The 26915-nt window shown below is 64.1% G+C and carries 27 protein-coding genes and 2 tRNA genes; 10 read left to right on the forward strand and 19 right to left on the reverse strand.

Features of this window, described 5'->3' with window-relative positions; all coding sequences use genetic code 11:
* The first annotated feature begins 124 nt into the window (after positions 1-124).
* The 3 genes from ACYRGX_RS18160 (at position 125) to ACYRGX_RS18170 (ending at position 2474) form a co-directional block, all read left to right on the forward strand.
* Complete coding sequence (locus tag ACYRGX_RS18160; protein ID WP_473053846.1) at positions 125-682, forward strand: carboxymuconolactone decarboxylase family protein; 558 nt, start codon at positions 125-127, stop codon at positions 680-682.
* Between the two features lie 59 nt (positions 683-741).
* Positions 742-1464: an SDR family oxidoreductase gene (locus ACYRGX_RS18165; protein WP_473053847.1), complete on the forward strand. Its 723-nt coding sequence runs from the start codon at positions 742-744 to the stop codon at positions 1462-1464.
* Between the two features lie 113 nt (positions 1465-1577).
* Positions 1578-2474, forward strand: coding sequence for a LysR family transcriptional regulator (locus ACYRGX_RS18170; RefSeq protein ID WP_473053848.1), 897 nt, complete (start codon positions 1578-1580; stop codon positions 2472-2474).
* A 35-nt stretch (positions 2475-2509) separates the two neighbouring features.
* On the opposite strand, the gene ACYRGX_RS18175 is transcribed toward ACYRGX_RS18170, so the two are convergent.
* The 11 genes from ACYRGX_RS18175 to ACYRGX_RS18225 form a co-directional block, all read right to left on the reverse strand.
* Positions 2510-3166 carry a peroxiredoxin-like family protein gene (locus ACYRGX_RS18175; RefSeq protein ID WP_473053849.1) on the reverse strand — a complete coding sequence of 219 codons (657 nt, stop codon included), beginning with the start codon at positions 3164-3166 and terminating at the stop codon, positions 2510-2512.
* A gap of 501 nt (positions 3167-3667) precedes the next feature.
* A tRNA-Pro gene (locus tag ACYRGX_RS18180) sits at positions 3668-3744 on the reverse strand.
* Positions 3745-3817: 73 nt separating this feature from the next.
* The gene (locus tag ACYRGX_RS18185) at positions 3818-4174 is read right to left on the reverse strand and encodes a MerR family transcriptional regulator (RefSeq protein ID WP_473053850.1); all 357 of its coding nucleotides are present in this window, start codon (positions 4172-4174) and stop codon (positions 3818-3820) included.
* Positions 4155-4457 carry an integration host factor subunit alpha gene (ihfA, locus tag ACYRGX_RS18190; protein WP_473053851.1) on the reverse strand — a complete coding sequence of 101 codons (303 nt, stop codon included), beginning with the start codon at positions 4455-4457 and terminating at the stop codon, positions 4155-4157. Before ihfA ends, ACYRGX_RS18185 begins: the two co-directional genes overlap by 20 nt.
* Before the next feature lie 3 nt (positions 4458-4460).
* On the reverse strand, positions 4461-6839 hold the full coding sequence (pheT, locus tag ACYRGX_RS18195) for a phenylalanine--tRNA ligase subunit beta (RefSeq protein WP_473053852.1): 2379 nt from the start codon (positions 6837-6839) through the stop codon (positions 4461-4463).
* 45 nt (positions 6840-6884) lie between these two features.
* On the reverse strand, positions 6885-7901 hold the full coding sequence (pheS, locus tag ACYRGX_RS18200; protein ID WP_473053853.1) for a phenylalanine--tRNA ligase subunit alpha: 1017 nt from the start codon (positions 7899-7901) through the stop codon (positions 6885-6887).
* 94 nt (positions 7902-7995) lie between these two features.
* The gene (gene rplT / locus ACYRGX_RS18205; RefSeq protein ID WP_241582611.1) at positions 7996-8352 is read right to left on the reverse strand and encodes a 50S ribosomal protein L20; all 357 of its coding nucleotides are present in this window, start codon (positions 8350-8352) and stop codon (positions 7996-7998) included.
* 16 nt (positions 8353-8368) lie between these two features.
* Positions 8369-8563 carry a 50S ribosomal protein L35 gene (gene rpmI / locus ACYRGX_RS18210; RefSeq protein ID WP_028237975.1) on the reverse strand — a complete coding sequence of 65 codons (195 nt, stop codon included), beginning with the start codon at positions 8561-8563 and terminating at the stop codon, positions 8369-8371.
* A 60-nt stretch (positions 8564-8623) separates the two neighbouring features.
* On the reverse strand, positions 8624-9175 hold the full coding sequence (gene infC, locus ACYRGX_RS18215) for a translation initiation factor IF-3 (protein WP_473056721.1): 552 nt from the start codon (positions 9173-9175) through the stop codon (positions 8624-8626).
* Positions 9175-11097, reverse strand: a complete 1923-nt coding sequence (gene thrS / locus ACYRGX_RS18220; protein WP_473053854.1) for a threonine--tRNA ligase — start codon at positions 11095-11097, stop codon at positions 9175-9177. The genes infC and thrS overlap by 1 nt, the downstream gene beginning before the upstream one ends.
* Positions 11098-11444: 347 nt before the next feature.
* Positions 11445-11521 (reverse strand) — tRNA-Val (locus tag ACYRGX_RS18225).
* A 151-nt stretch (positions 11522-11672) separates the two neighbouring features.
* Between ACYRGX_RS18225 and ACYRGX_RS18230 the strand changes: the two genes are divergently transcribed.
* Positions 11673-12956, forward strand: coding sequence for an NAD(P)/FAD-dependent oxidoreductase (locus ACYRGX_RS18230; RefSeq protein WP_473053855.1), 1284 nt, complete (start codon positions 11673-11675; stop codon positions 12954-12956).
* Between the two features lie 17 nt (positions 12957-12973).
* On the opposite strand, the gene ACYRGX_RS18235 is transcribed toward ACYRGX_RS18230, so the two are convergent.
* The 3 genes from ACYRGX_RS18235 to yiaY all read right to left on the reverse strand — a co-directional run bounded on the left by ACYRGX_RS18235 (position 12974) and on the right by yiaY (position 15620).
* Positions 12974-13858: a PA2778 family cysteine peptidase gene (locus ACYRGX_RS18235; protein WP_473053856.1), complete on the reverse strand. Its 885-nt coding sequence runs from the start codon at positions 13856-13858 to the stop codon at positions 12974-12976.
* Positions 13859-13920: 62 nt separating this feature from the next.
* A complete protein-coding gene (locus ACYRGX_RS18240; RefSeq protein ID WP_473053857.1) occupies positions 13921-14319 on the reverse strand; it encodes a PA2779 family protein in 399 nt (132 codons plus the stop codon).
* 152 nt (positions 14320-14471) lie between these two features.
* The gene (gene yiaY / locus ACYRGX_RS18245) at positions 14472-15620 is read right to left on the reverse strand and encodes an L-threonine dehydrogenase (RefSeq protein WP_473053858.1); all 1149 of its coding nucleotides are present in this window, start codon (positions 15618-15620) and stop codon (positions 14472-14474) included.
* A gap of 427 nt (positions 15621-16047) precedes the next feature.
* Here yiaY and ACYRGX_RS18250 point away from each other — a divergent pair, with 427 nt between their 5' ends.
* Together ACYRGX_RS18250 and ACYRGX_RS18255 are read left to right on the forward strand one after the other, a co-directional pair.
* The gene (locus ACYRGX_RS18250) at positions 16048-17706 is read left to right on the forward strand and encodes a nitrite/sulfite reductase (RefSeq protein ID WP_473053859.1); all 1659 of its coding nucleotides are present in this window, start codon (positions 16048-16050) and stop codon (positions 17704-17706) included.
* Entirely contained in the window at positions 17690-18184 is a 495-nt protein-coding gene (locus ACYRGX_RS18255) for a DUF934 domain-containing protein (RefSeq protein ID WP_473053860.1), read from the forward strand. The genes ACYRGX_RS18250 and ACYRGX_RS18255 overlap by 17 nt, the downstream gene beginning before the upstream one ends.
* Before the next feature lie 53 nt (positions 18185-18237).
* Here the strand turns inward: ACYRGX_RS18255 and ACYRGX_RS18260 are convergent, their stop codons facing one another.
* The 3 genes from ACYRGX_RS18260 to ybaK form a co-directional block, all read right to left on the reverse strand.
* Entirely contained in the window at positions 18238-18555 is a 318-nt protein-coding gene (locus tag ACYRGX_RS18260) for an NGG1p interacting factor NIF3 (RefSeq protein WP_473053861.1), read from the reverse strand.
* 166 nt (positions 18556-18721) lie between these two features.
* Positions 18722-20203: a glycerol kinase GlpK gene (gene glpK, locus ACYRGX_RS18265; protein ID WP_473053862.1), complete on the reverse strand. Its 1482-nt coding sequence runs from the start codon at positions 20201-20203 to the stop codon at positions 18722-18724.
* Positions 20204-20231: 28 nt separating this feature from the next.
* Complete coding sequence (ybaK, locus tag ACYRGX_RS18270) at positions 20232-20702, reverse strand: Cys-tRNA(Pro) deacylase (protein ID WP_473053863.1); 471 nt, start codon at positions 20700-20702, stop codon at positions 20232-20234.
* Positions 20703-20847: 145 nt separating this feature from the next.
* Here ybaK and glpD point away from each other — a divergent pair, with 145 nt between their 5' ends.
* The 3 genes from glpD to ACYRGX_RS18285 all read left to right on the forward strand — a co-directional run bounded on the left by glpD (position 20848) and on the right by ACYRGX_RS18285 (position 24614).
* The gene (gene glpD / locus ACYRGX_RS18275) at positions 20848-22359 is read left to right on the forward strand and encodes a glycerol-3-phosphate dehydrogenase (RefSeq protein WP_473053864.1); all 1512 of its coding nucleotides are present in this window, start codon (positions 20848-20850) and stop codon (positions 22357-22359) included.
* 128 nt (positions 22360-22487) lie between these two features.
* A complete protein-coding gene (gene metR / locus ACYRGX_RS18280; protein WP_473053865.1) occupies positions 22488-23411 on the forward strand; it encodes a transcriptional regulator MetR in 924 nt (307 codons plus the stop codon).
* A 60-nt stretch (positions 23412-23471) separates the two neighbouring features.
* The gene (locus tag ACYRGX_RS18285; protein ID WP_473053866.1) at positions 23472-24614 is read left to right on the forward strand and encodes a zinc-binding metallopeptidase family protein; all 1143 of its coding nucleotides are present in this window, start codon (positions 23472-23474) and stop codon (positions 24612-24614) included.
* Positions 24615-24617: 3 nt separating this feature from the next.
* Here the strand turns inward: ACYRGX_RS18285 and ACYRGX_RS18290 are convergent, their stop codons facing one another.
* Entirely contained in the window at positions 24618-25448 is an 831-nt protein-coding gene (locus ACYRGX_RS18290) for an aldo/keto reductase (protein WP_473053867.1), read from the reverse strand.
* Between the two features lie 14 nt (positions 25449-25462).
* The gene (locus ACYRGX_RS18295) at positions 25463-25900 is read right to left on the reverse strand and encodes a VOC family protein (protein ID WP_473053868.1); all 438 of its coding nucleotides are present in this window, start codon (positions 25898-25900) and stop codon (positions 25463-25465) included.
* Positions 25901-26031: 131 nt separating this feature from the next.
* Between ACYRGX_RS18295 and ACYRGX_RS18300 the strand changes: the two genes are divergently transcribed.
* Positions 26032-26895: an alpha/beta hydrolase gene (locus ACYRGX_RS18300; protein ID WP_473053869.1), complete on the forward strand. Its 864-nt coding sequence runs from the start codon at positions 26032-26034 to the stop codon at positions 26893-26895.
* Positions 26896-26915: the final 20 nt, after the last annotated feature.

Raw genomic sequence — 26915 nt, forward strand, 5'->3', positions numbered from 1 at the left:
TGACCTGCTGGTTTATTCCTGAAGGGCATGAGTCATATGCCCTCCTGCTACGTTCCGCGCCCCCCCCGGCGAGAACAGCAAGATAGCCCCCAGCACTCTTGCTAACTCCCCTGAGGATACCGCGATGACCACCACCTTCACTCGCCATACCATCGAAACCGCTCCCGCTACCTCCAGGCCCGTTCTGGAGGCTGTGCAGAACGCCTTCAGCTTCGTGCCCAACCTGCAGGGTTTCATGGCCGAATCGCCGGAACTGCTGGCCGGCTACAGCCAACTCTGGGACCTGTTCGCAAAGAGCACGCTGACGCCTCACGAACAGCAAGTCGTTTACCTGACGGCCAACTTCGAAAATGACTGCCACTACTGCATGGCCGGCCATACCACATTGGCCAAGATGATCGAGATGCCGGCCGCTGCCATCGATGCTCTGCGCTCGGGCGCTGTGATCCCCGATGCCCGCCTGCAAGCGCTACATGTATTCGTCACCGCAGTAGTACGTGACCGCGGATTCGTCAGCGATGCGGGAGTCGAAGCCTTTCTGGCTGCCGGATTCACCCGCCGCAACGTTCTCGAAGTGGTGCTGGGTGTCGCCACAAAGGTGATGAGCAACTACACCAACCATCTGGTGCACACCCCACTGGATCCGTTCATGAAAGGCAATGAATGGACCAAGCCCGCATAACGCCCAACGGCACATCCCATTCCACCGGCCCGCACACGGGCCGGCCTCAAGGAGCACTCATGAGCAAGCATACTTTTTTGATCACCGGTGCCAGCAAGGGCATTGGACGCGCGCTGTCCCAAGCGCTGGCAGACGCAGGCCACTGCGTCGTCGGTATCGCACGCCAGGTTGAAGGCATCGATTTCCCCGGGGTTCTGGTGCCGGTAGACCTTGGTAATCGCGAGGAAACCGAACAGGCATTGAGCGCACTGGTTCAGCAATACGACTTCGATGGCGTGGTCAATAACGTGGGTCTGGTTCGCCCGCAACTGCTGGGTGATGTCGACCTGGACGATTTCGATGCAGTCATGCGGGTGAATGTGCACTCCGCTATTCAGGCCACCCAAGCACTGCTCCCCGGTATGCGCGAGCGCGGCTGGGGACGAATTGTCAATATTTCCAGCCTGACCGTACTAGGCATTACTCATCGCACTGCCTATGCCGCCGCCAAGGCTGCAATGATCAGCTTTACCCGATCCTGGGCGCTGGAGCTGGCGACAACCGGGATTACCGTCAACGCCGTTGCCCCGGGCCCGACCGAGACGGAGTTGTTCCGCGCGAACAACCCTCCCGGCAGTGAGGGCGAAAGTCGGTACCTGTCAGGCATGCCTATGGGCCGCTTCGGCCAGCCTGAAGAAATCGCTGCGGCTATTGGCTTTCTGCTATCGGAAAGTAGTGGTTTCATCACGGGCCAGACCTTGTTCGTCGATGGCGGTGCCTCTATCGGCAAGGCTGCTTTCTAGAAGCTGTTGATTTGTACACGCTCGGTTGAGATAAACCACCCCGCCACGAGCGAAGCCACAGGCTTCGCTCTTTTTTTGCTGTGCTCATTTCTCCCAGTTCAGTTGGAGTCACGATGGATCGATTGTCGGCAATGGAGGCGTTCGTGAGCGTGCTCGAAGCGGGTTCCTTTTCGGCGGCGGCGCGGCGCCTCAAGCTGGGTCAGCCCGCGGTGTCGAAAACCATTGCGCAACTGGAGGAACGCCTCGGCGTACGTCTGTTACTGCGTTCGACGCGCGGCCTGACGCCTACTGAAGCCGGCACGGCGTTCTACGAGCGCGCCAAGCGTGCCATCGAAGAAGCCCACGAAGCGGAGCTCGCGGCGCGAGGTGCGGGAAGCAACCTGCAAGGTACCTTGCGCGTGTGCGCGGCGGTCACCTTCGCGCGCCTGCATGTGCTGCCCCATCTGGGCAAGTTTCTTGAGGCTCATCCGGGCCTGAGCATCGACATCGTGCTGGACGACCGCACCGTCAACCTGGTGGAAGAAGGCATTGATGTTGCCCTGCGTATGGGCGCACTGGCCGACTCCAACCTGACTGCCCGCAAGATCGGCGAATGCCAGCGCTTGATCCTGGCAACGCCGCTCTATATCGAGGCTCACGGCAGGCCTTCGACCCCAGGCGAGCTGGCGCAGCATCAAGCGGTGATCTTTGCGCAGGCAGGAGGCGGCGAGCACTGGGCCTTCAAACAAGGCAGTAGCGTGCAATCGGTAACCGTCAGTGGTCGTGTGCGGGTCAGCGCGGCTGAGGGAATGCGTGCAGCGGTGCTGGCGCATCTGGGCATCGCCATGACATCTCGATGGATGTTCGCCCCCGAACTGGCCAGCGGTGAAGTGCTGCCGTTACTGGAGCAGTGGCAATTACCGCCGGTGGATCTGTGGGCCGTGTTCCCCACTGGCCGACTGGCCAGCGCCAAGGCACGGGCGTTCGTCGATTTCGTCGAAGAACTGATCAAGCAAGAAAACCGCCAATGAAAGGCCGCCCGAAGGCGGCCTCGAAGGATCGGCTATCACGCACGTAGCGCGGGCAACAAATCGGAAGGCTCGGGACGCTGGGTGTAATCCGGATTGACCTCGGCATAACGGATGACACCGTCCTGACCAATAACGAAGCGGCCCGGCATTGGCAAGGTCCAGCTTTGGTCGCCATTGATGGCCGGCAGGTTGTTACCCAAGCTCAGGTAGAGCTCGACCAGATAGTCCGGCAACATGAAGCGCAAGCCGAATGCAGCAGCGACCTCGTTTCCGCTGTCGCTGAGGATGGGGAAATCCAAGGCGTTCTCGCGTTGCGATTTGCGGCTGTTGGCCTGGCTCTGCGGTGAGATCGCCACCAGATTGGCCCCATGCGCCTTGAAGGCAGGCAGCGCCTGCATCAGTGCTTGCAACTCCATATTGCAATACGGACACCAGACACCCCGGTAGAAGCTGACCACCAGCGGGCCTTGCGCCAACAGCTCCGTCGACGAATGCAGGTTGCCCTGAGCATCTGGCAGGCTGAACACAGGCGCCATATCTCCGGCTTTCAGCGCCCGCTCGGCCTGCCCGCTGGCAATCAGCTCGGCCGTTGCGCGATGCATGACGGCGTGTACCGAAGCCGGGGCGTGGTAGGGAGGCTTGCCGGCAACGAAGTCGGCCTTGAAAGCGTCCAGTCTGGCTTGAAGGGTCATGAATGTTTCCTCGATCGGTTGAAGTGTCGAGGCTCATGATCACTAGCGGACGGTTGCACCAGTAGAAAGCTGTCCGGCATAGCAAATATGCCCACAGGGAATGTCTCTAAGCCCTCCTCCAGCGAGGCATGATCCCAGGATTGGAGAACGCTCTCAGACACGAAGCAGATTGCCCCTGCGCCCTCGCGCACGCAGAATCCAAGTCCTACCTGCACTCATCGATGGCAACTGGCAGTTACATCCGGTGAATGACATTCGGCGACTTCATCGCCCAGCGTGCCAACCAGACGCGCGGCGTATAAGGCGGGACCGCCCCGTCCGGGTCAGTCCGGCGTCGACGGCGAAACCTTCGCCCTTGACCAGACAGACCACCATGCAGCGCCACAGCACCTCATTGGACAACCAGCGGAACAGATCTAAGTGATGAGTCCCCAATGTGTCCCATGCCCAAAACGAAAAAGGCCAGCTCATTTCTGAACTGGCCTAGATCGTGGAGTTATTTGGTCGGGACGGAGTGATTCGAACACTCGACCCCTTGCACCCCATGCAAGTGCGCTACCAGGCTGCGCTACGCCCCGACGATGTTTGGCTTTGTCTGCCGAACGGGGCGCATCATACATTAAGCACCTGATTAGTGGAAGTTTTTTTCGCCTATTTGCGCAGCAGATGGAGGACGTCTTCGAGCTCGACGATCATCTGGCGGATGAGCTGGCGATACTGGCTGGCGTCGTCCTTGGCTTCGTCGCCGGAGAGGCGTTGGCGGGCGCCGCCGATGGTGAAGCCCTGCTCGTAGAGCAGCGCTCGGATCTGGCGGATCATCAGGACGTCCTGGCGCTGGTAATAGCGGCGGTTGCCGCGGCGCTTGACGGGGCTGAGCTGGGGAAACTCCTGTTCCCAGTAGCGCAGCACGTGTGGCTTGACCGCGCACAGCTCGCTGACTTCACCAATGGAGAAGTAGCGCTTGCCGGGAATCGGCGGGAGTTCGTCGTTATGACTTGGTTCCAGCATAGGACTCGACCCTAGCCTTGAGCTTCTGCCCCGGCCGGAAAGTCACGACCCTACGGGCCGTGATGGGTATCTCTTCGCCGGTCTTGGGATTGCGCCCGGGGCGCTGACGCTTGTCCCGCAAGTCGAAGTTGCCGAATCCCGACAACTTCACCTGCTCGTTGTGCTCGAGTGCCTGGCGGATTTCCTCGAAGAACAATTCGACCAGTTCCTTGGCTTCCCGCTTGTTCAGGCCCAGCTCTTCAAAGAGACGCTCGGCCATCTCGGCCTTCGTCAGAGCCCCCATACGCTACTTCCTTAACGTGGCGTTGAACCTTTCTTCCAGCGAGGTGAGGATGTTCTGGGTCGCGGCGTTCACCTCATCGTCGTTAAGAGTGCGCGATGGATGTTGCCAGGTCAAGCCAACGGCCAGACTTTTTCTAAGCGGATCAATACCTTTGCCCTGATAGACGTCGAACAGCCTGAGGTCGGAGAGAAACTCTCCAGCCGCCGAGCGGATGCAGTCGAGCACAGCCGCGGCCGGCGTCTCCCGATCGACCAGCAAGGCCAGGTCACGACGCACTTCAGGGAAGCGCGAAAGCTCACGGAAGGCCGGCAGGCGCCCGGCTACCAACTCGCCGAGCGCCAGCTCGAACAGGTAGACCGGTTGTTCGATACCCAGGGCACGCGCCAACTCCGGATGCAGTGCACCCAGATAACCAACCAGTTGCCCATGGCGCTCGACGCGTGCGGTCTGCCCCGGGTGCAGCGCAGGGTGTTCGCCGGGTACGAAGGCAAAGGCGTCTGCCGCACCGGCAGCCCCCAGCAGCGCTTCCACATCCCCCTTGAGGTCGTAGAAGTCCACCGCTTCGCGGCCCTGGGCCCAGCCCTCGGCAAGCCGAGTACCGCAGATCAAGCCGGCAAGCATCGGCTCCTGGCGTAGATCGCCGAGCTGACCGACGAAGCGCAGGCCGCTCTCGAACAGTCGCACACGGCTCTGCTGACGATTCAGGTTGTGCTGCAGCGCCTTGACCAGACCCGGCCACAGCGAAGCACGCATCGCCGCCATGTCGGCAGAGATCGGATTGGCCAGTTGCAGCGGTTCGATGCCGGGACTGAACAGCTCGAATAGCTTGGGATCGATGAAGCTGTAGGTGATCGCTTCCTGGTAGCCGCGGGCGACCAGCAGACGGCGCAGGGCCGGCAGCTCGGCACGGTCCTCGGCGCGCGGACGCGGCGACAGGCGGGCCTGGGGGTAGCGCACCGGCAGGCGGTTGTAACCGTACAGACGCGCCAGCTCTTCGATCAGGTCGACTTCCAGAGTCACGTCGAAACGGTGGCTGGGAATGGCCACGGACCAGGCTCCCTCGCCCTGCCCTTGCAGCTCGAAACCCAGGCCGCCGAGCAGGCGCTCGATTTCCGCATTGTCCAGCGTCACCCCGAGCATGCGCGAGACACGCTCGGCGCGCAGGGTAACCGGTGCGGGATGCGGCAGGTGCTCGGCACTGCTGGCCTCGACCACCGGACCCGGCTCGCCGCCGACGATCTCCAGCAGCAGTGCCGTGGCGCGCTGCATGGCGCGCGCTGGCAGTTCGGCATCCACGCCACGCTCGTAGCGGTGCGAGGCATCGGTATGCAGGCCGTAGGAACGCGCCTTGCCGGCCAGGGCCACGGGCTCGAAGAACGCGCTTTCGAGGAACAGATCGCGAGTCGTGGCGCTGACACCACTGTGCTCGCCCCCCATGACCCCGGCGATAGCCAGCGGACGTTCGTGATCGGCGATGACCAACGTATCGCTGCGCAGGGCGACTTCCTGACCGTCCAGCAGCACGAGCTTCTCGCCTTCGTCCGCCAGACGCACGCGGACGCCGCCGCGGATCTGCGCGAGGTCGAAGGCGTGCATCGGCTGGCCAAGCTCGATCATCACGTAGTTGGTAACGTCCACCACGGCATCGATGCTGCGGACATCCGAGCGACGCAGGCGCTCGACCATCCAGCTCGGCGTCGGACGCGACAGGTCGACATTGCGGATCACCCGCCCCAGATAACGAGGGCACGCCTGGGCGGCCAGCACTTCGACCGGCCGGGTTTCATCATTTACTGCGGCCACCTCGGGGCAGGCCTCGGCCTGCACGGCAACACCGTAGACGGCGCCCACTTCTCGGGCCAAGCCCGCGAGCGACAGGCAGTCACCACGGTTGGGGGTCAGCCCCAGCTCGATACTGGCATCGTCGAGCATCAGGTACGCGCGGATGTCCTCGCCTACCGGCGCGTCGCTCGGCAGCTCCAGCAGGCCATCGTGATCTTCGCTGATCTGCAGCTCAGAGGCCGAGCAGAGCATGCCGAAGGACTCGACGCCACGCAGCTTGGCCTTCTTGATCTTGAAGTCGCCTGGTAGTTGGGCGCCGATCATGGCGAAGGGAATCTTGATGCCGGGACGGGCATTGGGCGCGCCGCAGACGACCTGGAAGGTCTCGGCACCGCCGCTCACTTGGCAGACGCGCAGCTTGTCGGCATCGGGATGCTGCTCGGTGGACAGGATCTCGCCGACCACCACACCGCTGAAGGCGCCAGCCACCGGAGTGACGGCGTCCACTTCCAGGCCGACCATGGACAGACGGGCAACCAGCTCATCGCGCGAGGCCGCCGGGTTGGCCAGGCTGCGCAGCCATTGTTCACTGAATTTCATGCTGTTCTTCTCCTGATAGGTTCGAGGCGGACGGGATCACTCGCGCTAGCGAAATTGCGCGAGGAACCTCAGGTCGTTGTCGAAGAACAGACGCAAGTCGTTGACGCCATAACGCAGCATGGCGAGGCGCTCGGCGCCCATGCCGAAGGCGAAGCCCTGGTATTTCTCCGGGTCGATGCCGGACATGCGCAGGACGTTCGGGTGCACCATGCCGCACCCCATCACCTCAAGCCAGCCGGTCTGCTTACAAACGCGGCAGCCCTTGCCGGAGCACATCACGCACTCCATGTCGACCTCGGCCGAGGGCTCGGTGAAGGGGAAGAAGGACGGCCGGAAACGTACCCCCAGGGGCTTCTCGAAGAACACCCGGAGAAACTCCTCGATGGTGCCTTTGAGGTCGGCAAAGCTGACGTTCTCGTCGATCAGCAGTCCTTCGACCTGGTGGAACATCGGCGAGTGGGTGATATCCGAGTCGCAGCGATAGACACGCCCAGGGCAGACGATGCGAATCGGCGGCTGCTGGCTTTCCATGGTGCGCACCTGCACTGGCGAGGTGTGCGTGCGCAGCAGCATGCGTGCATCGAAATAGAAGGTGTCGTGCATCGCCCGGGCCGGGTGGTGGCCGGGAATATTGAGCGCTTCGAAGTTGTGGTAGTCGTCTTCCACCTCGGGGCCTTCGGCGACGTCGAAGCCGATGCGGGTGAAGAACTGTTCGACGCGTTCGAGCGTGCGGGTAACCGGATGCAGGCCGCCGGAGGTCTGGCCTCGGCCCGGCAGGGTGACGTCGATGCGCTCGGCTGCCAGGCGCGCACCGAGCGCGGCGGCCTCGAGGGCAGTCTTGCGGGCGTTGAGCGCATCCTGAACGCGCTCCTTGGCCGCATTGATCAGTGCGCCGACTTTCGGGCGCTCCTCGGCCGGCAGATTGCCCAGGGTCTTCATCACCTGGGTCAGGTCGCCCTTCTTGCCGAGATACTGAACCCGGATCTGCTCCAGGGCATTGACGTCTTCGCTTTGTTGCACGGCCTCGAGAGCTTGGGAGACCAGCGCATCCAGGTTTTCCATTAGGGGCTCCAGATACGAAATAGGGGAAGGGCACAAGGCCCTTCCCCTATCGATGACGTTCGTTACCGGGCGCAAACCCGGCGACTGTCGGGGCTTAAGCCAGGGTGGCCTTGGCTTTCTCGACAATCGCGGCGAACGCCGCTTTTTCGTTCACCGCCAGATCGGCCAGCACTTTGCGGTCGATCTCGATGGACGCTTTTTTCAGGCCAGCGATCAGACGGCTGTAGGACAGACCGTTCTGACGAGCACCAGCGTTGATACGGGCGATCCACAGGGCGCGGAACTGACGCTTCCGCTGACGACGGTCACGGTAGGCGTACTGGCCTGCCTTGATCACCGCCTGCTTGGCAACGCGGAACACGCGCGAGCGCGCACCGTAGTAGCCCTTGGCGAGCTTCAGAATCTTCTTGTGACGAGCACGGGCAATTACGCCACGCTTAACACGAGCCATTTATCTTCTCCTCGAATTAACGCAGACGCAGCGAGCGTTCAGCACGCGCGACGTCGGACGGATGCATCAGCGACGTACCGCGCAGTTGGCGCTTACGCTTGGTGCTCATCTTGGTGAGGATGTGGCTCTTGAAGGCGTGCTTGTGCTTGAGGCCACCAGCCGTCTTCTTGAAGCGCTTCGCAGCGCCACTTTTGGTCTTCATCTTTGGCATGTTTGGTACTCCGCATTCATTGAAAAACCATAACCATCAGGCCTGCCAGTGCCCGGGAGGTTATTTACGCTTCTTGGGAGCGATGACCATCATCAGCTGGCGTCCTTCCAGCTTAGGATGCTGTTCGACGGTGCCGAGCTCGATCAGGTCTTGTTCGACCCGCTTGAGCAGCTCCATCCCCAGCTCCTGGTGGGCCATCTCACGGCCGCGGAATCGCAGGGATACCTTGGCCTTGTCCCCTTCCTGTAGGAAACGAATCAGGTTGCGTAGTTTTACCTGATAGTCCCCATCTTCCGTCCCTGGACGAAACTTGATTTCCTTGATCTGCTGCTGATGCTGATTCTTCTTCGCAGCGGCAGCCTGTTTCTTCTTCTCGAAGAGGTGCTTGCCGTAGTCCATGATCCGGCAGACCGGAGGCAGGGCATCCGCAGAAATTTCCACCAAGTCGAGCTTGGCCTCATCAGCAGCGCTTAGCGCTTCTTCGATAGAGACGATGCCGATCTGCTGCCCGTCAGCCCCGATCAGACGCACTTCGCGTGCGGTGATGTTCTCGTTGATCGGAGCCTTGGGAGCTGCCCGCCTGTCTTGTCTCATTTCACGCTTGATAGTGATTACTCCGTTGTTTGGCGACCACGCCGGGATACCGCCTGCGTCAGCAACTCGCGGAATGCTTCGACCGGCATGGAGCCCAGGTCTACACCCTCGCGCGTGCGCACAGCCACGGAACGCGTCTCAACTTCCCGATCGCCGATCACCAGGAGATAGGGAACCTTGAGCAAAGTATGCTCGCGGATTTTAAAGCCGATCTTCTCGTTTCTCAAGTCACACTTGGCACGAAAACCGCTTCCATTGAGTTCGCGCTCGACTTCACGGGCGAAATCGGCCTGATTGTCGGTGATATTCATGATCACCGCCTGGGTCGGTGTCAGCCAAGCCGGGAAAAGACCCGCATAGTGCTCGATGAGCATGCCGATGAAACGCTCAAAGGAACCGAGGATGGCGCGGTGCAGCATCACCGGGCGCTGACGGCTGTTGTCCTCGCCGATGTAGCTGGCATCCAGGCGCTCGGGCAGGTTCGGGTCGTACTGCAGCGTCCCGCACTGCCAGTTCCGCCCCAGGCAGTCCTTGAGGGTGAATTCGATCTTCGGCCCATAGAAGGCGCCCTCGCCCGGCTGATATTCCCACTCCAGCCCCGAGGCATCCAGCGCATCGGCCAGCGCTTTCTCGGCGCGATCCCACATTTCCTCGGAACCCACGCGCTTCGCCGGGCGGGTCGACAGCTTCATGATCACGTCACCGAAGCCGAAGTCCGAATATACCTGCAGGGTCAGCTTGATGAAATCCGCCGCTTCCTGCTTGACCTGCGCCTCGGTGCAGAAGATGTGCGCATCGTCCTGCGTGAAACCCCGCACGCGCATGATCCCGTGCAACGCACCGGACGGCTCGTTGCGGTGGCAGGCACCGAACTCGGCAAGACGCAGTGGCAGGTCGCGATAGGACTTCAGGCCCTGATTGAACACCTGCACGTGGCACGGGCAGTTCATCGGCTTCACCGCGAAGTCGCGGTTCTCCGAAGCGGTGGTGAACATGTTTTCGGCGTAATTGGACCAGTGCCCCGAACGCTCCCAGAGGATGCGATCGACCACCTGGGGCGTCTTCACCTCCTGGTAGCCATGCTCACGCTGGACCTGGCGCATGTACTGCTCGAGCACCTGATAGACGGTCCAGCCATTGGGGTGCCAGAACACCATGCCCGGCGCTTCTTCCTGCAGGTGGAACAGGTCGAGCTGCTTGCCGATGCGGCGATGATCGCGTTTCTCGGCTTCCTCGATGCGCTGGACATAGGCCGCCAGTTGCTTCTTGTCGGCCCAGGCGGTGCCATAGATGCGCTGCAACTGCTCGTTCTTGGCATCCCCACGCCAGTAGGCGCCGGAGATCTTGGTCAGCTTGAACGCCTTGAGGAAGCGCGTATTGGGCACGTGCGGGCCGCGGCACATGTCTACGTATTCTTCGTGATGGTAGAGGCCCATCGCCTGCTCGTCGGGCATGTCCTCGACCAGGCGCAGCTTATAGTCCTCGCCACGCGCCTTGAAGGTCTCGATCACCTGGGCTCGCGGGGTCACTTCCTTGATGACGTCGTAGTCCTTGTCGATCAGCGCCTTCATGCGCTGCTCGATGGCCGCCATGTCTTCGGGCGTAAAGGGACGCTCGTAGGCGATGTCGTAATAGAAGCCATCTTCAATGACCGGACCGATGACCATCTTGGCCGTCGGATACAGCTGCTTGACCGCATGCCCCACCAGGTGAGCACAGGAATGGCGGATGATCTCGACGCCTTCCTGATCCTTGGGGGTGATGATCTGCAGGGTCGCATCCCGCTCGATCAGGTCGCAGGCATCCACCAGCTTGCCGTCGACCTTGCCGGCGACGGTCGCCTTGGCCAGACCGGCGCCAATGGACTGAGCCACTTCGAGCACGGATACGGGACGTTCGAATTCACGCTGACTGCCATCGGGCAGGGTAATGACGGGCATGGCGCCTCCTCTCCTAGTGGTGACCCGTACCAAGGGCCACATGGGTTGGGATGAGCCAGTAGGAGTTCGTCGGCGTCCCGCCTCACGATGGCGGCAGCAGAGCCGGCCGGGTCGAACCCCAGGTACTGGTAGATTGCTGCATCCGGAGATGCCGGATACTGAAAAGGCCGTGGAACTTTTCGTGCAGGACGCGGATGGTAGCACGAAAGAACGGCGTGCCAGAGCGCCACTGGCGATGAGTACCATCCCCCAGGCACCGCTCGGACAGGCCTCCCGAAAAAGCCGGAAAAACAAAAAGGGCGACCCTTTCGGATCGCCCTTCAGCCCCGCGTGACGCGGGTTCGATTTGGTAGGCACAATTGGATTCGAACCAACGACCCCCACCATGTCAAGGTGGTGCTCTAACCAACTGAGCTATGTGCCTGTCGATGGCCGCGCATTCTACGCGGTGGATTTCGGCTGTCAACACTAAGCTTCTGAAAAATGAAAATTTTCTTGTTTATCCGTAGCTAGCGCGACTGCACGGCCTGCCGTAGCATCGATGCCATGTAAAAAATCGACAACACAGGTGCAAGATGACGAACACCGCCTACCCGCCCTCCTATTACGCCGCGTCCGCCAACCCGGTGCCCGAGCGCCCCGCACTAGAGGGCGAAGTCGAAGCTGACGTCTGCGTCATTGGCGCCGGTTATACGGGCTTGTCCACGGCACTCCATCTATTGGAGAACGGCTTCAGCGTTCGCGTACTGGAGGCCGCACGAGCGGGCTTCGGCGCCTCCGGGCGCAACGGCGGGCAGATCGTCAACAGCTACAGTCGCGACCTCGATGTGATCGAGCGCAGCACCAGCGCGCCTCAGGCACGCCTGATCGGCGACATGGCGTTCGAGGGCGCGAAGATCATTCGCGAACGCGTGCAGCGCTACGGCATCGACTGCGACCTGAAGGACGGCGGCGTATTCGCTGCGCTCAGCGAGCGACAGATGGGCCACCTGCGCGCGCAGAAAGCCCTGTGGGAGCGCTACGGCTACAACCAACTGGAAATGCTCGACGCCCGCGAGATCCGCGACGTGGTCGCCAGCGAGCGCTACGTGGGCGGCATGCTCGACCGCCAGGGCGGACATATCCACCCCTTGAACCTGGCGCTTGGCGAGGCGGCGGCCATCGAATCGCTCGGCGGCGTCATCCACGAGCTGACCCCGGCCCTGCGCATTGAGCGCGGCGCCAATCCGGTGGTGCACGGCCCCCAGGGACGTGTACGTGCGCGCTTCGTGGTGGTCGCCGGCAATGCCTATCTGGACGGGCTGCTGCCGGAGCTCGCCGCCAAGTCGATGCCCTGCGGAACCCAGGTGATCGCCACCGAGCCCCTGCCGGAGGAACTCGCACGCAGCCTTCTGCCACAGGACTATTGCGTGGAGGACTGCAACTACCTGCTCGACTACTACCGACTGTCCGCGGATCGCCGGCTGATCTACGGCGGCGGAGTGATCTACGGCGCTCGCGACCCGGCCGACATCGAAGCGATCATCCGCCCTAAGATGCTCGCCACCTTCCCGCAACTGTCCAAAGTGAAGATCGATTACACCTGGACCGGTAACTTCCTGTTGACCCTGTCGCGTCTGCCGCAGGTCGGCCGCCTGGGCGACAACATCTACTATTCGCAAGGCTGCAGCGGCCATGGCGTGACCTACACGCACCTGGCCGGGCGCATCCTCGCCGAGGCCCTGCGTGGGCAAGCCGAACGCTTCGACGCCTTCGCCAGCCTGCCGCACTACCCCTTCCCCGGCGGTCGTCTGCTGCGCGTACCGTTCACCGCGCTGGGCGCCTGGTACTACAGCCTGCGCGACAAATTCGGCCTGTAGCGTCGCGGCGCCCTATTTCAGGGCGCCGGACAAGCCGGTAGCGCGGCGCATTGCGCCCTGCCGACCGGGCTGGATAACGGCACCTGCACACGCGCGTCCTCAGGTGCCAGGGCGGCAGCGCAGGCGCGCGCCTGCTGGGCAGCGGCGCAGCCCTGCTCGCTCATTACCTCGGAGAGGTTGAACCAACCGGCCGCGAAATCCGGCGCCAGCGTCACACTGCGCCGCAGCGCGTCGGCGCTTTCATCGCGCTCATTCGTGGCATACAGCGCATTGCCAAGCGCGAACCAGGCCATGGACTCGTGCGGCCAATGTCGCGTCGCGCTGCGATAGGCCTGCAGGGCAGCCTCTTTTTGCCCGGTCTGCTCAAGGTCACTGGCCGCCGCCAACCAGGTATGCGCTTGCGCAGTGGCCGGGATGCGCTGAGGTGGCAACGTCAGCACTGCCCAACGCTTGCCTCGCGCCCAGGTCGCATCGAACGCCGCGAACTTGGTCAGCCAACGCCGTGTCGTGCCCGAACGCAACACCAGCGTCTGCGCCTCCAGGTCATAACCGACCACCACGGCGAAGTGCCATTGCGGATACCAGTCCAGGCCGAGATTCTGCAACACCAACACCGGGTTGCCAGCCGCCACTTCAGTGAGAATGGAATCCAGCTTCGGCGCCAGCGGATAGACCAGCATGCCGTGGGTTCGCGCTGCGGCGACCATTTCCACCTGCAGGCTACCTTCGCGCTCAGGGATGAACACCTGAGGCTTCAGGCGAACGGCATCGGTATCCACACCGCGCTGTACCAGCACCGTCGCGAGGGCCGCCGGACCGCACTGGTATTCGTCCTGGGGAAAGAACGGGGTCTGCGCCAACTCGACCTGAGGCGGCAGGCGCGAGGTTTCCGGCGCCAGCACCGGAGACCTCGCGCAGGCTGCGAGCAGCAGGCAAAGCAGCACCCCAATGAGGTGCGCCGGCCTCAATTGATGCAATGCACGAAGTTGAAGATGTTGGTCGCGCACAGCATGTCGGTGATGATGAAGATCACCAGGAACAGCACGATGATGCCGACGACACCGCTACCTGCGGGCGCCTGGTCCAACTGCTGGTTGAATTGCGCCAGCTCCGCCGGAGTCAGGCTATTGATGCGCTGCTCTACCTGGGCCCGATCGACGCCCATGGATTCGAGCTTGTTCTTCACGTCCTGGTTATCCAGCATGCCGAGCAGTTGGGCGCGATCGACCTGCTGCTGATGCTGCTGGATGACCTCCGGCGTACCGATCATCGCCGCGTTGGCCACCGGCACCTGGGCCACCAGCAACAGATGAGAAGCAGCCAGCGCGACTGCCGTGCGACGCATGAACGAGTGCTTTTGCATTGTATTTTTCTCCCTGGATGGAATGCGTGCCCGCAAGGGCATCGGCACATAGACCACGACGACGCGCGGCGGTTTCCAAGGTGGTCGCGTAGAGAATCCCATCACCACGAAAAAGCGCGGCCTTAGCCGCGCCTCATCGTTCAACTCTCGAACTACATGGCTTCGCGGAAGATGCCCTCGATCTCATCCTGGTTGGCAGGCCGCGGATTGGTCAGGCCGCAGGCGTCCTTCAGTGCGTTGGTCGCCAGGGTCGGAATGTCCTCGGCCTTGGCGCCGAGTTCGGCCAGGCCCGAGGGAATGCCGATGTCCGAGGACAGTCGGCGGATCGCCGCGATGCAGCACGCCGCGCCTTCCTCGGCCGACAACCCGGCGACCTGCTCGCCCATTGCCGCCGCGACATCCCCCAGGCGCTTGGCGCTGACCGACGCGTTGAAGGTCTGCACGTGCGGCAGGAGCACGGCGTTGCATACACCGTGGGGCAGATCGTAGAACCCACCGAGTTGGTGCGCCATGGCATGCACGTACCCCAGCGAGGCGTTGTTGAACGCCATGCCGGCGAGGAACTGGGCATAGGCCATCGCTTCGCGGGCGGGCATGTCCTGGCCATTGGCCACGGCCGTGCGCAGGTTCTCGGCAATCAGGGTCACGGCCTTGAGCGCGCAGGCATCGGTGATCGGCGTAGCCGCGGTGGAGACATAGGCCTCGACGGCGTGGGTCAGCGCGTCCATCCCGGTGGCCGCGGTCAGCCCGGCGGGCATGCCGACCATCAGCGTCGGATCGTTGACCGAGAGGATCGGCGTGACGTTGCGATCGACGATCGCCATTTTCACGTGACGCGACTCGTCGGTGATGATGCAGAAGCGCGTCATCTCGCTGGCGGTACCCGCGGTGGTGTTGATCGCCACCAGCGGCAGTTGCGGCTTGGCCGATTGGTCGACACCCTCGTAGTCGGCGATGCCGCCGCCATTGCTGGCGCACAGGGCGATGCCCTTGGCGCAGTCATGGGGCGAGCCGCCCCCCAGGGAGATCACGAAGTCGCAAGCTTTCTGCCGCAGGACAGCCAATCCCGCCTCGACGTTGCCCACCGTGGGGTTGGGTTGCGCGCCGTCGAACAGACTGGCCTGGATATCCTCGGCGGCCAGCAGGCCGATCACTTTGTCGGCGACGCCGGCCTTCGCCAGCCCCTTGTCGGTGACGATCAACGCGTGGCGAAAACCGTGGCTGCGGATAGCCTGTACGGCCTCCTCGAGGCTACCGGCGCCCATCATATTCACGGCAGGAATGAAAAAGGTGCTGCTCATCGTGGCCTATCCTCTTGTAGTGGGTCCTGGAGGGGCCTTCGACGCTACTCCGCAGCACTGCGTGAAATACTGACACCGGACAAGAAACTGCGACTATTGGCCGCTAACCCAGAACACCGCCGTAGCGACGACCAACAGGATGAGCGCGAAGATAGCCCAGGCATCGACCCGGCTATCGCTCGAATCGGGATCGGACATGTCAGTGGTCTCCGTGGTTACCGATACCTGTCAGCAGTTAAGTTCAGCGCTTGCGCCACAGCAAGCCAAGACGACATGAAAGCCCCGGGATTTAGGCCATTTGGTTCTTTCCATATGTCCAAACTTCACTTTTGCGCATATCCCTGAGCTGGTATCTTGCTCACCCCTTCGCAGGGTGCGCGACCGTGCGCGCATGCACTGCCGATAGCCTGAGAACACAGGACCCTTCATGTACGTTTACGACGACTACGATCAACGCATCGTCGAGGACCGCGTCAAGCAGTTCCGCGATCAGACCCGCCGCTATCTGGCCGGCGAGCTGGCGGAGGAAGAATTCCGTCCGCTGCGCCTGCAGAACGGTCTGTACATTCAGCGTTATGCGCCGATGCTGCGCATCGCCGTGCCCTACGGCCTGCTCAACTCCCGTCAGGTGCGCATGCTGGCGAAGATCGCCCGCGACTACGACAAGGGCTACGCACACATCAGCACCCGGCAGAACGTTCAGTTCAACTGGCCGGAGCTGGAAGAAGTGCCGGACATCCTTGCCGAGCTGGCCACCGTGCAGATGCACGCCATCCAGACCAGCGGCAACTGCATCCGCAACACCACCACCGACCAGTTCGCCGGCGTTGCCAAGGACGAACTGATCGATCCGCGCCCCTGGTGCGAGATCATCCGCCAGTGGTCGACCTTCCACCCCGAGTTCAGCCACCTGCCGCGCAAGTTCAAGATCGCGGTGAATGGCTCGCGCAGCGACCGCGCCGCCATCGAGGTGCATGACATCGGCCTGGAAGCCGTACAGAACGACGCCGGCGAGCTGGGCTTCCGCGTCTCCGTCGGTGGCGGCCTGGGCCGCACCCCGATCGTCGGCAGCTTCATCAACGAATTCCTGCCCTGGCAGCACCTGCTGAGCTACCTGGACGCCATCCTGCGTGTCTACAACCGCTACGGCCGCCGGGACAACAAGTACAAGGCGCGCATCAAGATCCTGGTCAAGGCACTGGGTCCGGACGTCTTCGCCGAGCGCGTGGCCGCCGAATGGGCGCACCTCAAGGATGGCCCGACCACCCTCACCGAAGCCGAGCTCGCCCGCGTCGCCGCCCACTTCGTCGACCCGGCCTACCAGGCACTGGACGATGAGGACGCCGCCCTCGCCGCGCTGGATGCCGAGCATCCGGGTTTCGCCCGCTGGCGCGTGCGCAACACCTTCGCCCATAAGAAGCCCGGCTACGTTGCCGTGACCCTGTCGCTCAAGCCCACCGGCGTGGCGCCAGGCGACGTCACCGACAAGCAGCTCGACGTCATCGCCCAGTTGGCCGACGACTACAGCTTCGGTGAAGTGCGCAACAGCCATAACCAGAACATCATCCTCGCGGACGTCGAGCAACGCCGCCTGTTCGAGCTCTGGGGCCTGCTGCGCGAGAACGGTTTCGCCACTCCCAACGTGGGCCTGCTGACCGACATCATTTGCTGCCCGGGCGGTGACTTCTGCTCGCTGGCCAATGCCAAGTCGATTCCGGTGGCCGAAGCCATCCAGCGCCGCTTCGACGACCTGGACTACCTGTTCGACATCGGCGAGCTGGACCTGAACATCTCCGGCTGCATGAACGCCTGTGGTCACCACCACGTCGGCAACATCGGCATCCTCGGCGTCGACAAGAAAGGCCAGGAGTTCTATCAGGTCTCCCTCGGCGGCAGCGCCGGCCGCGACGCCAGCCTGGCGCAGATCCTCGGCCCGTCGTTCGCCCAGGACGACATGCCGGACGTGATCGACAAGCTGATCAAGGTCTACGTCGAGCAGCGCACCGAGGACGAGCAGTTCCTCGACACCTTCCGCCGGATCGGCATCGACCCCTTCAAGGAGCGCGTCTATGCAGCGCATCATTAAGAACGGCGAGGTGCTCGACGAGCGCTGGACGCTGGTCAAGGAGAACAGCCTGGACGGGCTGTCGAACAGCGCCGACATCATCGTACCGATGGCGCTCTGGCTGGAGCACGGTCATGCGCTGAAGGCCCGCGACGGCGGACTTGGCGTGTGGCTCGAAGCCGGTGAAGAAATCGAGGAAATCGCCGACGACCTCGCGCACTTCCAGGTCATCGCGCTGAACTTCCCCGCCTTCACCGACGGCCGGCACTCATCCACCGCCTACCTGCTGCGTACCCGCTACGGCTACAAGGGTGAAGTGCGCGCCATTGGCGACGTACTGCGCGACCAGCTGTTCGCCTTGCGCCGGGTCGGCTTCGACGCCTTCGCCCTGCGCGAGGACAAGGACCCGTACGATGCGGTGAAGGCCTTCGAGGACTTCTCCGAGGTCTACCAGGCCTCCGCCGACCAGCCGCTGCCGCTGTTCCGCCGCCGCGCCTGAGCGAACGCGGCCCAAAGAGGCCCCGCCCTGGCGGGGCCTTTTGCGTTTGGCCGCTAGCCGATTCGCTCGCTGAGTTTCCAGGCCTCGATCGCCGGCGTTTCATAGGGATGCGCAGCGCGCAGGGCCGCCAGCGCGGCGTCGATCAGTTCGTCGGCCACCACCAGTTCGACCTTCCATTCCGCGACCCGCTCAGTCTCACCCGCGCGCCCGAGAAACGGATCGCTACCGGCCAGTGGCCTGAACTGCCCCTCGCCCAGGGTCTGCCAGCAGCAACGATCGTAAGCGCCGATACGCCCGGCGCCCGCCTCGAACAGCGCCTCCTTGCACGGCTCCAGGTGCGAGGCGGGGACGAAGAAGCACAACTTGTACATAAGCTAGTGTCTCGACAGGTATCGGATGTCGAAGCGCGCACGCCGCCATCGGCAGGCAGCGCAAGGCGCTTCGCGCCGCCAATACTGGAGGATTGGCAAGCGGAGCAACGCAGTGATGCCTGTCGAGGGCCAGTGCGGGCCGGCATTTGATGCGTGTCGCGACACTCTAGCTACGCACCCGCCGCACGGCGTCCAGCCAGCCGGCGTAGAGACGCTTGCGCAGCTCGGCATCCATGTGCGGCTCGAAGCGACGCTGACGTCGCCAGAGCGTGGCGATGGTCGCGAGATCGGCGAACACGCCGCTTTGCAGGCCCGCCAGGTAGGCCGCCCCCAACGCGGTGGTCTCGGTGATCTCAGGGCGCTCTACGGGCACGCCGAGGATGTCGGCGAGGAACTGCATGACCCAGTCGTTGACCACCATGCCGCCATCCACGCGCAAGGCGCTGGGCGGCTCTGCGCCGTCTTCGCCCATCGCGTCGAGCAGGTCACGGGTCTGGTAGCACACCGACTGCAGGCCCGCGGTGACGATTTCCTTGATGCCGGTATCGCGGGTCAGGCCGAAGATCGCTCCACGCGCCTTGGGGTCCCAGTACGGCGCGCCCAGCCCGGTGAACGCCGGTACCAGATAAACGCCACAGGCCTCGCCGGTCTGCTCCGCCAGGGCTTCGCTCTGGTGCGCGTGATCGATCAGGCGAACGCCGTCGCGCAGCCACTGCACAGCGGCGCCCGCGACGAAGATGCTGCCTTCCACCGCATAGGTCACCTGCCCGCCCAGACGATAGGCCACCGTGGTCAACAGGCGATTGGCCGAACGGACCGGTGTCTCGCCGGTGTTCTGCACCATGAAGCAGCCGGTGCCGTAGGTACTCTTCACCATCCCCGGTGAGAAGCAGGCCTGGCCGATCAACGCTGCCTGCTGGTCGCCGGCCATGCCGCGGATCGGGATGGGCGCGCCGAACAACGCGGGGTCGCACGTACCGAACTCGGCGGCGCAGTCGAGCACCTCGGGCAGCAGACTGCGCGGGATGTCGAACAGCGCCAACAGATCGTCGTCCCAGCACTGCCGATGGATGTCGAACAGCAGCGTGCGTGCCGCATTACTGGCATCAGTGCGATGCACCTTGCCGCCGGTCAGGCGCCAGAGCAGGAAGCTGTCCACGGTGCCGAAGCGTAGTTCGCCACGTTCGGCGCGTTCACGTACGCCAGGCAGCTCGTCGAGCATCCAGCGCAGCTTGGTCGCCGAGAAATAGGGGTCGATGAGCAATCCGCTGCGCTCGCTGACCAAGGCCTCATGCCCTTCGGCCTGCATGCGTGCGCAGGTATCGGCGGTGCGCCGGTCCTGCCAGACGATCGCCGGATGGACCGCCGCGCCGCTACTGGCCTCCCACAGCACCGCGGTCTCGCGCTGATTGGTGATGCCGATGGCAGTGATCGCCTCGGCGCCGAGTCCGGCGCTCTGTAGCGCCTCGCGCACCACGGCCAGCACGCTGCGCCAGATGTCTTCGGGATCGTGCTCGACCCAGCCGTCGGCGGGAAAGTGCTGGGGAAATTCCTGCTGGGCCTGGGCCACGGCGCGGCCACTGGCATCGAAGACGATGGCGCGGCTGCTGGTGGTGCCCTGGTCGATGGCGAGCAGGTGGGCAGTCATGGCGATGTCCTTGTTGTTTTCGTGTGAGTCAGTGGCGAGCGATGCTCGCGAAACAGCCATTGCAGTGCTGGACCAGCACCTCGGCGGCCAGTTCCAGTTCCAGCCCGCGGCGCCCGGCGCTGACGTGAATCGCCGGTACCGTGCGCGCGCTCTCGTCTATGAAGGTACGCAGGCGCTTCTTCTGCCCCAGCGGACTGATGCCGCCCACTAGGTAACCGGTGGCTCGCTGCGCCGCCAGCGGATCGGCCATGTCCACCTTCTTCACCCCGGCGGCGTGGGCCAGCGCCTTGAGATCCAGGCTGCCCGCCACCGGCACCACGGCCACCAGCAGTTCGCCCTTCTCGCTCACCGCGAGCAACGTCTTGAACACCCGCGCGGGGTCCAGACCAAGTTTCTCCGCGGCCTCCAGACCATAGGACGGCGCCTTGGGGTCGTGTTCGTAGGCATGCACTCGGTGCTCGGCACGGGCTTTCTTCAATAGATCGATCGCAGGGGTCATAGGGGAACGCACGGAAGCAATGAACGTTCTACCTTACTGCAAAACCCAGGGCCGCGCCGACCATCGCGAGCGCTGCTAACCTGAGGCTGTCGGCCATCGCACACGCAGCGATCCGACACAGCCCACTTGTTGTCGGAGGTCTTCCATGAGCGAGCCGCGCGACTGCCTCGACCTGATCGTCATCGGCGGCGGCATCAACGGTACCGGCATCGCCGCCGACGCCGCCGGCCGCGGCCTGCAGGTGCTGCTCTGCGAGCAGCACGACCTGGCATCGCACACCTCCTCGGCCAGCAGCAAGCTGATCCATGGCGGCCTGCGCTACCTGGAGCACGGCGAACTGCGCCTCGTCCGCGAGGCGCTGGCCGAGCGGGAAGTACTGATGGCCAAGGCCCCGCACCTGATTCGCCCCCTGCGTTTCGTACTCCCGCACCGGCCTCACCTGCGCCCGGCGTGGATGATCCGCACCGGACTGTTCCTCTACGACCACCTGGGCCGACGGCGCAAACTGCCCGCCTCGCGCAGCATCAGCCTGGCCAACGACCCGCTGCTACAGGACGACATAAAACGCGGCTTCGAATACTCCGACTGCTGGGCCGACGACGCCCGCCTGGTGGTCGCCAATGCGCTGTCCGCCGCCGAAAACGGCGCGCAGATCGCCACCCGTTGCCGCTGCATCGGCGCACGTCGGCAAGGCTCGCTGTGGCAGGTGGACCTGGAAGACGCCAACGGCCGGCGCAGCGTCATGGCCCGCGCGCTGGTGAACGCCGCGGGACCCTGGGTCGCGCGGGTACTGGGGGACGCGCTGGAACAACCGTCGCCCTACGCGATTCGCCTGGTGCAGGGCAGTCACCTGGTGCTGCCGCGGCTGCACCCCGGTGAACACGCCTACATCCTGCAGAACGAGGACGGTCGCATCGTTTTCGTGATTCCCTACCTAGACCGTTTCAGCCTGGTCGGCACGACAGACCGCGAATACCGCGGCGACCCGGCGCGGGTGAGCATCCTCGACGAGGAGGTCGACTACCTGCTCGGCGTACTCAACGGACATTTCCGCCAAACACTGCAGCGCGAGGACATCGTTCACTGCTTCTCCGGCGTGCGCCCGCTGCGCGATGACGAGGCCAGCAACCCCTCGGCGATCACCCGCGACTACAGTCTGGCCCTGCAGAGCGAAGCCGAGCAGGCACCGCTGCTCTCGGTATTCGGCGGCAAGCTGACTACCTACCGGCGCCTGGCCGAAGCGGTCATGGCTCGGCTGGCGCCCTGGTTCCCGAACATGCGTCCGGCCTGGACCGCGCAGGTCGCACTTCCGGGTGGCGAAGGCATCGATGATCCACGCCTGCACCAGACGCAGCTGTCGCAACGCTATCCCTGGCTGCCGGAAACCCTCGTGCGGCGCTGGAGCGCCAGCTACGGCAGCCGCTGCGAACGCCTGCTCGAAGGCGCCAGCGGCCTGGCCGATCTCGGCGTGCTGCTCGGCGGCGATCTCTACACCCGCGAAGTGGACTACCTGTGCGCCCACGAGTGGGCACAAGGCAGCGAGGACATCCTCTGGCGCCGCAGCAAGCTCGGCCTGTTCCTTGACGAACAGGCGCGCCAGCGCCTGGCCTGCTACCTGGGCGAGACCGCGCGGCGCGCACCGCTACCGTCGCGCTGAGCCCGCCCTCGCGGGCGGGCCATTGCCCTACCTTCAAGATCGCTGCGCTCGACAGCCACACGGTGTTCGGCGAAAATTCCGCGTTGCGCCCGGCCCTGCCCGCGTCGCGTCGCCCTTCGGAGTCACCCGTGCTGGAAATCCGCCACCTCAAGACACTGCACGCATTGCGCGAGACCGATAGCCTGGTCGAAGCCGCCGAACGCCTGCATCTTACCCAGTCCGCGCTATCCCACCAGTTCAAGGAACTGGAGGAGCGTCTGGGCATGCCCCTGTTCGTGCGCAAGACCAAGCCCGTGCGCTTCACCAGCGCCGGCTTGCGCCTGCTGCAACTGGCCGACAGCGTGCTGCCGCAACTGCGCGCCAGCGAGCGCGACCTGGCGCGCCTGGTCGGCGGCACGGCGGGGCGCCTGCACATGGCCATCGAGTGCCACAGCTGCTTCCAGTGGCTGATGCCGACCATCGACCAGTTCCGCGACGCCTGGCCGGAAGTGGAACTGGACATGGCCTCGGGCTTCGCCTTCGCGCCGCTGCCGGCCCTGGCGCGCGGCGACCTGGACCTGGTGGTGACCGCCGATCCGGTCGAGCTCGCCGGCATCACCTACGTTCCCCTGTTCACCTACGAAGCGCTACTGGCGGTCGCCAACCAGCATCCCCTGGCCCACCAGCCCTATGTGCGCGCCGAACAGCTGGAGAGCGAAACGCTGATCACCTACCCGGTGGAGCGCGACCGTCTGGACATCTTCAAGCATTTCCTCGAACCCGCCGACATCGAGCCGGCGCAGGTGCGCACCGCGGAAATGACGGTCATGATGATGCAACTGGTGGCTAGCGGTCGCGGCGTCTGCTGCCTGCCGAACTGGGCGCTTCACGAATACAGCGCGCGCGGCTACGTCAGCGCTAAGCGCCTGGGCGAACGCGGCCTGTTCTGCACACTGCATGCGGCTATCCGCAGCGACATGCTCGACGCCCCCTTCATGCGAGATTTCCTACTCACCGCCAAGGACACCTCGTTCGCCACGCTCGAAGGCGTCGCCGCGCCCCGCCAGCGCTGAGAAGGGAACCCCGCACGCCGGGGCGACGTCAACCAATCAGCGTCATCCCGGAGCCCTTCAATGCCCTCGCCCCCATCCCGTCGTTTCGGCCGCCAAGCAGCCTTCGCCTGCCAGTGCGGTCAGCCTATCTACTTCCCGAATACCGCCTGCCTGACCTGCGGCGCGGCGCTCGGCTACTCGCCCGAGGATGGTCAGCTGCATACGCTCGAAAGTGCCAGCGACAGCACCTGGCTGATCGCTGGGCACGCCGAGGCATCCCACTGGAAACGCTGCGCCAACCTGGAAACCGCGGCGGCCTGCAACTGGCTGGAGCCAGCCGACAGCCCCCACGAGCTCTGCCTTTCCTGCAGGCTGACACGCACCCTTCCGGACCTTTCGCTAGCCGACAACGCAGAGCGATGGCGGAGTATCGAGCTGGCCAAGCGGCGACTGGTTGCTCAGTTGCTCGACCTGGGTCTACCGGTACAAGGCAAGGACGAGGATGAGCAGCGGGGTCTGGCGTTCGACCTGCTCGGTCCTGACGCCGGGGGCAATGCGCCGCTGACCGGCCACGCCAACGGCCTTATTACGCTCAACGTGCTGGAAGCAGACGACGACTACCGCGAGCGCATGCGCGATCAGATGAAGGAACCCTACCGCACCCTGCTCGGGCATTTTCGCCATGAGATCGGGCACTACTACTGGGACCGCCTGGTCGCCAGCGGTCATTGGTTGCAACCCTTCCGCGAATTGTTCGGCGACGAACGCTTGGACTATGCCGAGGCGATGGACCGGCATTACCGTGAAGGCGCCCCACTCGACTGGCCACAACGCTTCGTCAGCGCCTATGCCAGCATGCACCCCTGGGAAGACTGGGCGGAGACCTGGGCACATTACCTGCACATGATGGATACCCTGGACACCGCCATGGGCTTCGGCATGGCGGTGGGCAAGACAGGGCTGGAGTTCCTACCCTTCGGCCTCGATGCGCTCTACCGCGCCGACGACCCGCAAGCCGAGGACTTCCTGGCGTTCGTCAATGCCTGGATCGAGATGGCCGCGATGCTCAACGAACTGGCGCGCAGCATGGGCCAACCGGACACCTATCCGTTCGCCTTGCCGGCCGCCGCCGTGACCCGCCTGCACTTCATTCATCTCGTGGTTCGCGAACACGGCGACCCGCCGCGGCTGGACACGATTACCGAAGCCGCCGAGAACGGCTGAGGCTCAGACCATCTGCAGCGGCTGCGCACGCCTGGGCGGCGGGAAAGCCGCATCGAGCAACGCCAGGTCCTCGGCGTCCAGAGACAGGTCACCGGCAGCCGCGTTGGCACGCAGGTGCGCGGCATCCACCGCCTTGGGAATCACCATCACCCCCGGCTGACGCAGCGCCCAGGCGAGCGCCACCTGCGCCGGAGTGGCGGCATGCCGACGCGCCACCTCGGACAACGTGGGATGCGCCAGCATCTGGCCGCCCTGCCCCAGCGGACAGTACGCCATCAGCGGCATGCCGCGCGCCTGGCAGTCGGGTAGCAGGTCGAACTCGATACCGCGCTCCCCGGGGTTGTAGAGCACCTGATTGGCAGCGCATGCCGCATCGTAGGGTGCCAGCTCGCGCAGATCGTCGCAGTCGAAGTTTGACACACCCCAGCGCAGGATCTTGCCGGCCTTGCGCAGACGCTCGAAGCCCTCGACGGTGTCCTGCAGCGGATACTGGCCGCGCCAGTGCAGCAGATACAGGTCCAGCCGATCAGTGCCCAAACGCCGCAAACTGCGCTCGCAGGCGGCGACCACGCCATCGCGGCTGGCGTTGTGCGGATAGACCTTGCTGACCAGGAAGAGACCTTCACGGCGTCCGCCGATGGCCTCGCCGACCACCTCTTCGGCGCCGCCCTCACCGTACATTTCCGCGCTGTCGATCAGCGTCATGCCTAGCTCAATCCCTAACTGCAGCGCCGCCACCTCGGCGCGGCGCGCCTCGCGACGTTCGCCCATGCGCCAGGTGCCCTGGCCGATTACCGGGGTGCGCTGGCCGTCGGGCCATGACAGGTCTCGCATGCTGAGTCTCCTCTTCAAGGGCTGTCGCTGCGCGTCGGCGTCGCCACGGCATCGTAGCCCTGTGCATTGAACTGGATCAGGCAGAAGCCATGGCCGAAGGGATCGGCGAGGCTCGCCAGGCGCCCGTAAGGTTGCTCATGGATGCGTCCTTCCAGCCGCGCGCCGTTGGCTTCGGCCCGCGCCAGGGCGTCTTCCAGATCGTCGACCACCAGATCGAGGTGGACCGGCGTCCAGTGCCGCCCGTAGTCACGGGCACGCGCGGGAACCGGGGAGTGCGCATCGGCCGCCCGTTCCAGCAGATAGATGTGCAGCGCGCCGGCCTGCATCTCGGCGACCTGGCCGTCGAACAGGCGCCGACACAGCCGCCAGCCCAGGGCACGCTCGTAGAAGCGAATCGCGCTGCCCAGATCTGGCACGTCGATGTTGACCAGCACATCCCGCGCTTGGCTCATGCTTGCCTCCTGCAGTCATCCTCTCATCTTAGGGCCTACCGTCCATCCGCCGAACATATCCCGCAACGATCCGCGAGGCTGCAATGGCCGTCATAGGCGGGTTAGATTGCATTGTTTGCGGAGATGGGCGCATGCCGATGATCCTACTGCAACGCTGGAAATCCCTGGGCGGCCTGATACTCGTCGTTGCCCTGCTGGGCGTCGGCTGCAGCCAGTTACGGGAGAAGGAACGCGAGCTGGTGTTCCGCATCGAGCCCGGCGTCGCCCAGTGGTACTCCGGACGGCCCGCGGCTGTCCAGGTACTGGACCTGACTCCCGGTGACTTCGATCCCGAGCAAAGCCTGCAGGCCTGGTGGTGGCCGGCACAACGCCGTGACGCTCCGACCCTGCTGTACCTGCACGGCTCACGCTGGAACCTCACCGGCCAGCTGTTTCGCATCCAGCAATGGCATGCCCTGGGCTACGCGGTGCTCGCCGTGGATTATCGCGGCTTCGGTGAAAGCCGTGGGCCATTGCCCTCGGAGGGCAGCGTCTACCAAGATGCGCTGATCGCCTGGGAGCGCCTTCAGCAGCTGCAACCCGACCCTGCCAAGCGCTTCATCTATGGCCATTCGCTGGGCGGCGCGATAGCCGTGGACCTGGCCCGCAAGCTGTCCACCCAGGGCCGACCACCGGCCGGGCTGATCATCGAGTCCACCTTCACCAACCTGGGCGACGTCGCCGAGGCGGTAACGGACACCCGTCTGCCGCTGCGCTGGCTGCTGTCGCAGCGCTTCGACTCCCTGGACAAGATCGACGAGGTCGGCGTGCCGCTGCTGATCGTGCATGGCAGCAATGATCGCTACGTACCGCCGCGCTTTTCCGAACAGCTCTACGAGCGTGCGCAGGAGCCCAAGCGGCTACTTCTGGTGCCCGGAGGCACGCACAACAATGCACTGCGCCTAGGCCAGGAAAACTATCGGCGGGCACTGCGCGATCTCTTCGGCGAAGGCTGAGGATGGAAAACGCAACAGGC

The organism is Pseudomonas sp. R4-15, from assembly GCF_055768815.1.